This window comes from Klebsiella sp. (assembly GCF_027492335.1).
Classification (GTDB): Bacteria; Pseudomonadota; Gammaproteobacteria; order Enterobacterales; family Enterobacteriaceae; genus Klebsiella; species Klebsiella huaxiensis.
This window is the reverse complement of record NZ_JAPUEW010000049.1, coordinates 194348-204892: the sequence shown is the minus strand read 5'-3', so window position 1 is coordinate 204892 and position 10545 is coordinate 194348. Positions and strand designations below refer to the sequence as shown.

General features: G+C 54.0%; 10 protein-coding genes, 1 tRNA gene and 1 pseudogene. 5 read left to right on the top strand and 7 right to left on the bottom strand.

The window, feature by feature from the left end:
- The 5 genes and pseudogenes from QVF11_RS15920 to leuA all read left to right on the top strand — a co-directional run.
- Nucleotides 1-88 (top strand): annotated as a pseudogene (locus QVF11_RS15920) (L-valine transporter subunit YgaH); the annotation flags it as partial.
- Between the two features lie 91 nt (nt 89-179).
- The gene (mprA, locus tag QVF11_RS15915) at nt 180-710 is read left to right on the top strand and encodes a transcriptional repressor MprA (RefSeq protein WP_041146855.1); all 531 of its coding nucleotides are present in this window, start codon (nt 180-182) and stop codon (nt 708-710) included.
- Between the two features lie 132 nt (nt 711-842).
- Nucleotides 843-2015 (top strand): multidrug efflux MFS transporter periplasmic adaptor subunit EmrA, encoded by a 1173-nt coding sequence (gene emrA / locus QVF11_RS15910; protein WP_139539467.1) that lies wholly within the window; start codon nt 843-845, stop codon nt 2013-2015.
- Nucleotides 2016-2030: 15 nt separating this feature from the next.
- On the top strand, nt 2031-3569 hold the full coding sequence (emrB, locus tag QVF11_RS15905; protein WP_004123984.1) for a multidrug efflux MFS transporter permease subunit EmrB: 1539 nt from the start codon (nt 2031-2033) through the stop codon (nt 3567-3569).
- A gap of 143 nt (nt 3570-3712) precedes the next feature.
- A complete protein-coding gene (gene leuA, locus QVF11_RS15900) occupies nt 3713-5389 on the top strand; it encodes a 2-isopropylmalate synthase (protein WP_287858168.1) in 1677 nt (558 codons plus the stop codon).
- Here the strand turns inward: leuA and QVF11_RS15895 are convergent.
- The 7 genes from QVF11_RS15895 to QVF11_RS15865 all read right to left on the bottom strand — a co-directional run bounded on the left by QVF11_RS15895 (nt 5368) and on the right by QVF11_RS15865 (nt 10300).
- Complete coding sequence (locus tag QVF11_RS15895) at nt 5368-6135, bottom strand: AraC family transcriptional regulator (RefSeq protein WP_287858167.1); 768 nt, start codon at nt 6133-6135, stop codon at nt 5368-5370. The genes leuA and QVF11_RS15895 overlap by 22 nt on opposite strands.
- A 54-nt stretch (nt 6136-6189) precedes the next feature.
- Nucleotides 6190-6705, bottom strand: a complete 516-nt coding sequence (gene luxS / locus QVF11_RS15890) for an S-ribosylhomocysteine lyase (RefSeq protein WP_110277029.1) — start codon at nt 6703-6705, stop codon at nt 6190-6192.
- A gap of 166 nt (nt 6706-6871) precedes the next feature.
- Complete coding sequence (gshA, locus tag QVF11_RS15885) at nt 6872-8428, bottom strand: glutamate--cysteine ligase (protein WP_142512512.1); 1557 nt, start codon at nt 8426-8428, stop codon at nt 6872-6874.
- Nucleotides 8429-8494: 66 nt separating this feature from the next.
- On the bottom strand, nt 8495-8923 hold the full coding sequence (locus QVF11_RS15880; RefSeq protein WP_110277027.1) for a YqaA family protein: 429 nt from the start codon (nt 8921-8923) through the stop codon (nt 8495-8497).
- Complete coding sequence (gene yqaB / locus QVF11_RS15875) at nt 8920-9486, bottom strand: fructose-1-phosphate/6-phosphogluconate phosphatase (protein ID WP_112216426.1); 567 nt, start codon at nt 9484-9486, stop codon at nt 8920-8922. Before yqaB ends, QVF11_RS15880 begins: the two co-directional genes overlap by 4 nt.
- Before the next feature lie 127 nt (nt 9487-9613).
- Entirely contained in the window at nt 9614-9928 is a 315-nt protein-coding gene (locus tag QVF11_RS15870; protein WP_112216425.1) for a BON domain-containing protein, read from the bottom strand.
- 295 nt (nt 9929-10223) lie between these two features.
- A tRNA-Arg gene (locus tag QVF11_RS15865) sits at nt 10224-10300 on the bottom strand.
- Between the last annotated feature and the right edge of the window lie 245 nt (nt 10301-10545).

Genomic DNA, 10545 nt, shown 5'->3' with positions numbered 1-10545 from the left:
CTTCTGGAAAACGCGCAGCATTATTATTCCTACGCTTTTAAGCGCATTAACCTATGGCGTAGTGTGGAAAATCGGCACATGGCTATAAGCTTAAAGTATCAATATCAATCAATAATTCATTTGATTTATTTGTCACAATAGTTATTATATCGGCTGTAATTAATGAGGTCATAACCAAAATGGATAGTTCGTTTACTCCCATTGAGCAAATGCTCAAGTTCCGCGCCAGCCGTCACGAAGACTTCCCTTTTCAGGAAATTCTGCTCACTCGTCTTTGCATGCATATGCAGGGGAAACTGCTGGAAAACCGTAACAAGATGCTGAAAGCGCAAGGGATTAACGAGACATTATTTATGGCGCTGATCACGCTTGAGTCTCAGGAAAACCACAGCATTCAGCCTTCTGAATTGAGCTGTGCGCTGGGCTCTTCACGTACCAACGCTACGCGCATTGCCGATGAACTGGAAAAGCGCGGCTGGATTGAGCGCCGCGAAAGCGATAACGATCGTCGCTGCCTGCATTTACAACTTACCGACAAAGGTCATCAGTTTCTGCGCGAAGTGTTACCACCGCAGCACAACTGCCTGCATCAGCTCTGGTCTTCTTTAAGCACCAGTGAAAAAGATCAGCTCGAGCACATCACCCGTAAGCTGCTTGGTCGCCTTGACCAAATGGAAGAGGATGGCGTGCTTGCGGAGTCTCTGCGCTAAGCGTGGAATCAACCGCTCAACAATTTTTCTGGATTGACAAGGAAAACGGACAGGCCAGCAGATCTTCTGCTGGCCTTTCTGATAAACAGGTCGGCTCAGCCGATGTGAAATAATAAGATCGTGGAGAATAACATGAGCGCAAATGCGGAGAGCCAAACCCCGCAGCAACCGGGCAGCAAGAAAGGTAAGCGTAAAGGCGCCCTTCTGCTGCTGACCTTGCTCTTTATTATTGTTGCCGTGGCATACGGGATTTATTGGTTTTTGGTACTGCGTCACTTCGAAGAGACGGACGACGCATACGTGGCAGGGAACCAGGTACAAATTATGGCTCAGGTGTCCGGTAGCGTGACGAAAGTCTGGGCCGACAACACCGACTATGTGCAAAAAGGCGATCCGCTGGTCACCCTCGACCAGACCGATGCTCAGCAGGCGTTTGAAAAAGCACAAACCCAGCTCGCCTCCAGCGTACGCCAAACTCGCCAGCAGATGATCAACAGCAAACAACTGCAGGCCAGTATCGACGTCAAAAAAACCGCCCTTTCCCAGGCGCAAACCGACCTCAACCGCCGAATTCCGCTAGGGGCCGCCAACCTGATTGGCCGTGAAGAGCTGCAGCACGCTCGCGACACGGTTGCCAGCGCGCAGGCTGAACTGGACGTGGCTATTCAGCAATACAACGCGAACCAGGCGATCGTTCTGGGAACGAAGCTGGAACAACAGCCTGCGGTGCTGCAAGCGGCGACCGAAGTCCGTAACGCCTGGCTGGCCCTGCAGCGGACGAAAATCGTCAGCCCGATTAGCGGCTACGTTTCTCGCCGTTCCGTACAGCCAGGCGCGCAAATCAGCACGACCACTCCGCTGATGGCCGTGGTTCCGGCCACCAATCTGTGGATTGACGCCAACTTTAAAGAGACTCAACTGGCGCATATGCGCATCGGTCAACCGGCGACCGTCATCAGCGATATTTACGGCGATGATGTGAAATACACCGGTAAAGTCGTCGGCCTCGATATGGGCACCGGTAGCGCCTTCTCGCTGCTACCTGCGCAGAACGCCACCGGTAACTGGATCAAAGTGGTTCAGCGTCTGCCGGTCCGTATTGAGCTGGATGAAAAACAGCTGGCGGAGCACCCGCTGCGCATCGGCCTTTCAACGTTGGTTGAGGTGAATACCACTGACCGCGGCGGCGAAATGCTGGCAAGCCAGGTCCGTAGCTCTCCGGTCTATGAAAGCAACGCCCGCGAAATCGGCCTTGAGCCGGTCAACAAGCTGATAAACGACATCATCCAGGCTAACGCCGGATAATTCGGGGTGAGCGTAATGCAACAGCAAAAACCGCTGGAAGGCGCGCAGCTGGTCATTATGACCATTGCGCTGTCGCTCGCGACCTTCATGCAGGTGCTGGACTCCACTATCGCCAACGTGGCCATCCCCACCATCGCCGGTAACCTTGGTTCATCATTGAGCCAGGGAACCTGGGTTATCACCTCGTTTGGGGTAGCGAACGCTATCTCCATTCCGATAACCGGCTGGCTGGCAAAGCGCGTTGGCGAAGTGAAGCTGTTCCTCTGGTCGACGGTGGCGTTCGCTATCGCCTCCTGGGCCTGCGGCATGTCAAACAGCCTGACGATGCTGATTTTCTTCCGCGTGATTCAGGGGATCGTCGCCGGTCCGCTGATCCCGCTGTCGCAAAGTCTGCTGCTCAGCAACTATCCACCCGCTAAACGCTCTATTGCGCTGGCGCTGTGGTCAATGACGGTGATCGTCGCGCCGATTTGCGGCCCGATTCTTGGCGGCTATATTAGCGATAACTATCACTGGGGCTGGATCTTCTTTATCAACGTCCCGATTGGTATCGCCGTGGTAGTGATGACGCTGCAAACCCTGCGTAACCGAGAAACCCGCACCGAGCAGCGGCGAATTGACGGCGTGGGTCTGGCGCTGCTGATTATCGGTATCGGCAGTCTGCAGGTGATGCTCGACCGGGGTAAAGAGCTCGACTGGTTCGCCTCTAACGAGATAATCATCCTGACGATCGTCGCGGTGGTGGCGATAAGCTTCCTGATTGTCTGGGAGTTGACAGACGACAACCCGATAGTCGACTTGTCGCTGTTTAAGTCGCGAAACTTCACTATCGGCTGCCTGTGTATCAGCCTCGCCTATATGCTTTACTTTGGCGCTATCGTGCTGTTGCCGCAGCTATTACAGGAGGTCTACGGCTATACCGCGACCTGGGCCGGCCTGGCCTCAGCGCCGGTTGGGGTGATCCCGGTGATCCTGTCGCCGATTATCGGCCGCTTCGCGCATAAGCTTGATATGCGCCGGCTGGTCACCTTCAGCTTTATTATGTATGCGGTCTGCTTCTACTGGCGCGCGTGGACATTCGAACCGGGTATGGACTTCGGCGCCTCGGCGTGGCCGCAGTTTATTCAGGGCTTCGCGGTGGCCTGCTTCTTTATGCCGCTGACCACCATCACGCTTTCCGGCCTGCCGCCGGAACGGCTAGCGGCGGCATCGAGCCTGTCGAACTTCACGCGTACGCTGGCGGGGTCTATCGGTACCTCAATTACCACCACTATGTGGACCAACCGTGAGGCGCTGCACCATGCGCAGCTTACCGAGTCGGTGACGCCGTATAATCCCAACGCCCAGCAGATGTACGATCAGTTGCAGGGGTTAGGAATGACCCAGCAGCAGGCATCCGGCTGGATAGCGCAGCAGATAACCAATCAGGGGCTAATTATCTCCGCCAACGAAATTTTCTGGTTCTCGGCAGCGATATTTATCCTTCTGCTCGGGCTGGTGTGGTTTGCCAGACCGCCGTTCAGCGCCGGGGGAGGCGGAGGCGGTGCCCACTAAGGTTTGATAAAAGGGATCTGCGGATCCCTTTTTTATTGCCGGAAAATGCAGGTTGTCCAATTTGCACTAGTTTCTGTCTAGTTTGCTAAAGCTGCCTTCTTGCCATGTCATGCACGATAAATATCCAACAAGAGGAGAAAATCATGCTGACTCATCCCGGCGAAAAATATCGCCCCTACCCGCCAATCGCCCTGCCCGACCGCCGCTGGCCAGATCAACAAATCACCCGAGCCCCCCGCTGGCTTTCCACCGACCTACGCGATGGCAATCAGGCGCTGGCCGAGCCGATGGATAGCGCGCGCAAGCTCCAGTTCTGGGGTTTACTGCTGGAATGCGGATTTAAAGAGATTGAAGTGGCTTTCCCTTCGGCTTCACAAACCGATTTCAACTTCGTGCGTCAATTGATTGAAGAGCAGCACATCCCACAGGATGTGACAATTCAGGTGCTGACCCAGGCGCGGGAAGATTTAATCCTGAAGACCTTCGAATCGCTTCGCGGTGTACACAGCGCCACTGTTCATCTCTATAACGCTACAGCGCCGCTGTTTCGCGAACTGGTTTTCGGGATGAACAAAACGCAGGTTGTCGAGCTGGCGACTCGCGCCACCCGGCTTATCCGCCAGCAATGTGAACAGCAGCCGCAGACCCGCTGGCAATACGAATACTCACCGGAAACCTTTTGCTTTACCGAGCCTGAATTTGCGCTGGAAATTTGCGAGGCGGTGGCGGAGATCTGGCAGCCTTGCGCCGAACGGCCAATGATTATCAACCTGCCCGCGACGGTGGAAGTGAATACGCCCAACGTTTATGCTGATCAAATTGAGTATTTCTGTCGCCACTTCTCACGCCGCGCCGATGTATGCATCAGCGTCCATCCGCATAATGACCGCGGAACTGGCGTTGCCAGCGCAGAGCTGGCGGTGATGGCCGGAGCCGACCGCGTCGAAGGCTGTCTGTTCGGCAACGGCGAGCGCACTGGCAACGTCTGCCTGGTGACGCTGGCGATGAATCTCTACAGCCAGGGCGTTGACCCACAGCTCAAATTCTCAGAAATGAACCGGGTGGTCGAAATTGTCGAAAGCTGCAACCAGATCCCGGTGCATCCGCGTCATCCCTGGGCGGGGAGCCTGGCCTACACCGCCTTTTCTGGCTCTCATCAGGATGCCATCAAAAAGGGATTCGATGCCCGCCAGCCCGGCGATCTCTGGGAAATGCCCTACCTGCCTATCGACCCGCAGGATATCGGTTGTAGCTATGAGGCAGTGATTCGCGTTAACAGCCAGTCCGGCAAAAGCGGTAGCGCATGGTTGATTGAACAGAATCACGGCCTCAAACTGCCGCGTGCATTGCAACAGGATTTTAGCTTGCACGTACAGCAAGCAACCGATACTCATGGTAAAGAGATGACCCAGAACGCGCTGTGGCAGCTCTTCCGTGCTCGATACGGCCTGGTGGCCCAGCCGACGCTTGCGCTGCTGGATTACAAAAGCGATAGCCAGCAGGACGGGCAGCTTTCACTGCAGGCAACCCTGCGAATCGCCGGGGAAGCGCGACGACTGCAAAGCCGCGGCAACGGGCTACTGTCTGCGGCCGCCAGCGGGCTGAGTGGCTTATTAAAGCAAAACTTCGTTATCAAAGATTATCATGAACACACCCTTGGGGAACGTAGCGATAGCCGCTCAGTGGCCTATATTCGCTGCATTTTCCCGAATGGAGACAGTCGCTGGGGAGTAGGGATTGATAACGATGTAGCGCGCGCTTCACTTCAGGCTCTGTGTAATGCCATTAGCGAAAACCATCACTCCGGTGAGCGGAAATAGTCGCTGGGAGCCACGCCGATAATCCGGCGGAACATGGCGCTAAAAGCGCTATGGCTGCCGTAACCAAGATCCAGGGCCACCCGCAAAACGGAGTGGCCATGCGCCAGGCGGACCAGCGCTTCCATCAGCTTCGCCCGGCGCACCCACTCGCTCCAGGTTAACGTAGTCTGCTGCTGAAAATGACGATTCAGCGTACGCTCGCTCATGCTGCTCTCTTTCGCCGCCTGGGCGCTGCTCCACGGCTCGCCGGGTGCTTCTCTCACCTGTTGGCATAAACGGCGCAGCGCTTCGCTTTGCGGTTCCGGCAGGCCGAACGGTAGCACCGCCATGCCGCGAATTTCATCAAGGATCAGTTCATAAATTCGTTCATCGCGACTGCCCGACGCGTACGATTCCGCCAGCGTCAATGACGCGACAATCAGCTCACGCAGCAGCGGAGTCACCTGCACTATCTGACAAGATGAAGGAAGATCGGCGCGTGCGAGAGGGTCGATAAACAGGGTTCTCGCCGCCACTGAACCCGTAACCCTTAACGTATGTGGCGTACCCGCAGGCAGCCAGACGCCTCGTCCCGGCGGCACAACCCAATAACCCTGTGCAGTTTCCACCCGAACCACGCCGCTGAGGATATGTAGCAGTTGGGCGCAATCGTGCTGGTGCCATGGCTCGCTATCGCCATGGGCGTAATCATGGGCAAAGGGCACCAGTGCACGGTGTTGAAAGCTAAAGGTTAAAGTCGTCGACATCGCGGCGTTGGGGAATAGCGGCCCGACAGCATTGACCGGGCCGTGGCTGAAGCACTAAATGTGCAGTTCTTGCAGTTTTTCTTTCGGCAGCGCCAGCTCATCATTGCTGTTAACGCGTACGTCGCGCTCAATGATATGACGAGCGATATCCTGGGCTTCTTCCAGCGAGTGCATGGTGTAGGTTCCGCACTGGTAAACGTTCAGCTCCGGGATCTGGTTCTGTTCTTTCACTTTCAGCACGTCGGCCATCGCCGCTTTCCAGGCATCCGCGACGCGCTGCTCGTCTGGCGTACCGATCAGGCTCATATAGAACCCGGTACGGCAACCCATCGGAGAGATATCGATGATTTCCACACCGTTACCGTTCAGGTGATCGCGCATGAAACCGGCAAACAGGTGCTCAAGCGTGTGAATGCCTCTTTCCGGCATCACTTCCTGATTTGGGATGCAGAATCGCAGATCAAAAACGGTAATTTCATCGCCGTGAGGCGTGTTCATTTTCTTCGCGACACGCACCGCAGGCGCTTCCATTCGGGTATGGTCGACTGTGAAACTATCTAACAACGGCATTCTTCACCTCCGATAGTGATTTTTTTAAAAATAAAATGAACTCTTTTTGAGACGGCGAGTCTGAATATATGAAAGACGCGCATTTATTATCATCATCATCCCTGAATCAGAGATGAGAGTTTGGCCACATTGATTGTGGCCGTTTTCTTTTCTACAGCCTGTAAAACTACAGGTGCCTTGCCAACAGCGCTTCAAACGGCTCGTTATCTTCCGCTTCCACCTTCTGCTGACGCTGTATTGATGCTTCACGCTCGGTAATAAAATCCTCTTCGCGTAAAATTTCCAGCGGCTCTTCGCGCAGCATCGTACGATATTGATCGGCAAGCTCCCTGCCAGTGCCACCAATCCCTTCTTCAAGCATAGAACGCAGAATGCGCGCCGAGAAGGTCAATTCCGGGTTATCAAAGCAGGCAACCAGCTCATCACAAACCTGCTGATATGCCTGACATCCATGGATGCTATCTAACGTTTGCGCCACGCGGCGTAAATCACGGAACAGATCTTTACCCACCTTAGCCAGCGGGAATTGAGCTGTTTCGCAACCAATACCCAACGTCAGACCCGGCTTGCGGCCTTCCAGAATAACGCGGTTCCAGTTGGTGCGCGTGCACAACAGTTCATCGCTGCTCATCTCTGGCGCATCGGCCAGTACACACCAGACCATAAACAGATCCAGGAAGCGTACCTGCTGCTCGTCAACGCCAATCGGTGAGAACGGGTTAATATCCAGAGAACGCACTTCGATGTATTCAATACCACCGCGCAGCAGCGCGTCGGAAGGCGTTTCACCGCTGCGGGTGACGCGTTTAGGGCGAATCGGCGCGTACAGCTCATTTTCGATCTGCAATACATTGCTGTTGATTTGCAGACGCTTTCCGTCTTTCTCCAGCCCAATCTGTGCGTACTCTTCGGAAGGCGTTTTAATCGCCCGCTTCAATCCTGCCACGTACTCATACAGATCGTTAAACGTAATTCCGAGATTACTTTGCGACTTATTGGTATAGCCCAGATCGCTCAGACGCAGAGAGGTAGCGTAAGGCAGGTAATACATGCCGTTGCTGGCTTCTTCAAACGGCAATGTCGTCGGTTTCCCTTGCAGGAACGAAGAACAAATTGCCGGGGACGCGCCAAACAGGTACGGAATCACCCAACCAAAACGGTAATAGTTACGAATGGAACGGAAATAACCCGCTGAAATGGCCTCTTTACCGCTTTCAACATCCTCAACGCCACATTTAGCCTGCCAGAACGCCATTGGCAGAGAGAAGTTATAGTGCACGCCGGAAATGGTTTGCATGAGAGCACCATAACGGTTCTTCAACCCTTCGCGATACAGTGTTTTCAGGCGACCAATATTTGATGTGCCGTACTGCGCCAGTTCAATATCCTGACCGGGTGCGATGTAGCAAGGCATACTCAGCGGCCACATCCGCTCTTCGCCAATATGGCGGGCGGTATAGCGATGAACATCGCGCATTAAGGTGAGCATATGCTGGATATCGCCATCAACCGGCGTTATAAATTCCAGCAAGGCTTCGGCAAAATCGGTGGTAATCCATTTATGCGTCAGCGCTGAACCTAAGGCTTGCGGATGACCGGTAGTGGCCAGCGTGCCGTCAGCGTTGACGCGCAGCGTTTCGCGCTCAAGACCGCGTTGAATACCCTGTAAAGCCTGAGGATTTTTTTCCAGCCAGGCCAGCGCCTGTGATACGTCCGGGATCAATTTGACCTCCCGCCTGTCGAATTCGTTTGAATTAGCATAATTGTAATGGTTGAACAATCAGTCCAATTAGTGCCACCACGTCATGCCCTGAAGCGTTATCGCCGCAATGACGATATAGCGTAATGCTTTGCCAAGGCATAAGAAAAAGAGTACTGGTCCCCAGGAAATGCGCATCCATCCCGCCAGTAAACACAGCAAATCACCTATAACAGGCGCCCAACTTAATAATAGCGTGACCGCGCCATAACGGCTTAACCAGCCGGACGCCTTCTCCTGCCAGCGCGATGTTTTGCGTAGCGGAAACAGGCGCCCCAGAATAACGTTAGTTACCCCTCCAAGGCTATTACCGATTATTGCTATTAAAACCAGTAACCACGGTTTGCTAACTCCCGCCAGAAGCATGGCAACCAATACCACTTCCGAGTTGCCTGGAAGCAACGTTGCGCTCAAAAAGCTACTGGCAAACAGCGATATCAGCGACAGCGCGTCGCTCACAGCAATCGCACGTCCACGGCATCCATTCCGGCGCGCTTCGCCGCCTGTAGGCCGAAGTCCGCATCTTCGAAGACAACGCATTTATCTGCCGCAACGCCCATGAGATCCGCACACAGTAAGAAGGTGTCGGGTGCGGGTTTATGGTTTACAACATGATCGGCGGCAACAACCGCAGAGAAGTAGTGACGAAGGCCCAGATGAGCCAGCAGCGCTTCAGCAACGGCGCTCTCGCTACCAGTACCGACGGACATCGGGCGACGACCGTGCCACTCCTTAACCACCTCAATCAACGGCAAAGGACGGACGCTATCCAGAAGCATCGCTTTCACGGCGTCCGTTTTTTCTTGTGCCAGATGATGAGGGTCTAAATCCGCGTGATTTAATTCGATAACGGCCTGAGCAATACGCCAGGTTGGAGAACCGTTAAGCGCAACCATGGCCTGCATATCGAAACGCATACCATAGCGTCCCAGAACCTCGTTCCATGCCTTACGATGCGTCGGCTCGGTATCGAGGATCGTGCCATCCATGTCAAAAATCAGTCCTGCGTAACGTTCGTACATCGTGTTCTCACCAGCCGGTTCAGGAGAGGTTACTGTATCGCAAAAGGCTGGTTTTGTCGCTGCTAGCGGTAGATGCAACAAAGGCGCCCGATGGCGCCTTTATCTATGCGGGTGCAGTTTGATGGGTTTATTTGACTCTTAAATCATTCTCAACCACGCGAACACCCTGCACTTTGCGCGTCACTTCTACCGCGCGTTTAGCACTATCAGCGGATGAGACAAAGCCGCTCAGTTGTACACGACCTTTAAAAGTCTGGACGCTAATTTCTGAAGACTTAATCTCTTTATCATTGAAGAGCGCGGTTTTTACTTTAGTCGTCACGACGGTATCGTCAATGTATCCACCGGTACTTTCTTTGGTGGACGATCCGGCACAGCCCGCAAGCGTGGCGGCTACCAGAAGCGTCGCGCAAAACGCAGATGTCGCTTTGAACCATTTCATGGATTTCTCTCCTTGCACTTATATCACCCAACATCAGGTTGGTATACAAGGATAAATTATAGTGGAAAGAGCGACTTGCCAATGAAAAAAGTGCTGAGGAAGATTGTGAATTATTGCGCTGGAGATGACTTGAGGAGAGTGTTGCTACTATCTCGGAGAATATGGTGCATCCGGGAGGATTACTCGCCTTGCGGCTCGCCCTTCGGGCCGTTGCTAAAGCAACGTTATCCCCTCTGGTGCTGGCGATAATTTCGCAGACCATGCCACAACAATATCGCTGTCACTGAGGAGAATATGGTGCATCCGGGAGGATTCGAACCTCCGACCGCTCGGTTCGTAGCCGAGTACTCTATCCAGCTGAGCTACGGATGCATCGGGAAACTTGCTTTACTGCCGATGTTGATACGACTACTAAGCCATATCAAGTAAGAGATGGTGCATCCGGGAGGATGACTCACTCTGTTCGCCCTTCGGGCCGTTGCTGAAGCAACGTTATCCTCCCTGGTGCTGGCGACTATCTCGCAGACCATGAAACAACAGTATCGCTGCTATCTCGGAGAATATGGTGCATCCGGGAGGATTCGAACCTCCGACCGCTCGGTTCGTAGCCGAGTACT

Bases quoted from the DNA above. Each gene is read 5' to 3' on its own strand.
- mprA (WP_041146855.1), top strand. From the start codon at position 180: ATGGATAGTTCGTTTACTCCCATTGAGCAAATGCTCAAGTTCCGCGCC.
- emrA (WP_139539467.1), top strand. From the start codon at position 843: ATGAGCGCAAATGCGGAGAGCCAAACCCCGCAGCAACCGGGCAGCAAG.
- emrB (WP_004123984.1), top strand. From the start codon at position 2,031: ATGCAACAGCAAAAACCGCTGGAAGGCGCGCAGCTGGTCATTATGACC.
- leuA (WP_287858168.1), top strand. From the start codon at position 3,713: ATGCTGACTCATCCCGGCGAAAAATATCGCCCCTACCCGCCAATCGCC.
- QVF11_RS15895 (WP_287858167.1), bottom strand. From the start codon at position 6,135: ATGTCGACGACTTTAACCTTTAGCTTTCAACACCGTGCACTGGTGCCC.
- luxS (WP_110277029.1), bottom strand. From the start codon at position 6,705: ATGCCGTTGTTAGATAGTTTCACAGTCGACCATACCCGAATGGAAGCG.
- yqaB (WP_112216426.1), bottom strand. From the start codon at position 9,486: ATGTACGAACGTTACGCAGGACTGATTTTTGACATGGATGGCACGATC.
- QVF11_RS15870 (WP_112216425.1), bottom strand. From the start codon at position 9,928: ATGAAATGGTTCAAAGCGACATCTGCGTTTTGCGCGACGCTTCTGGTA.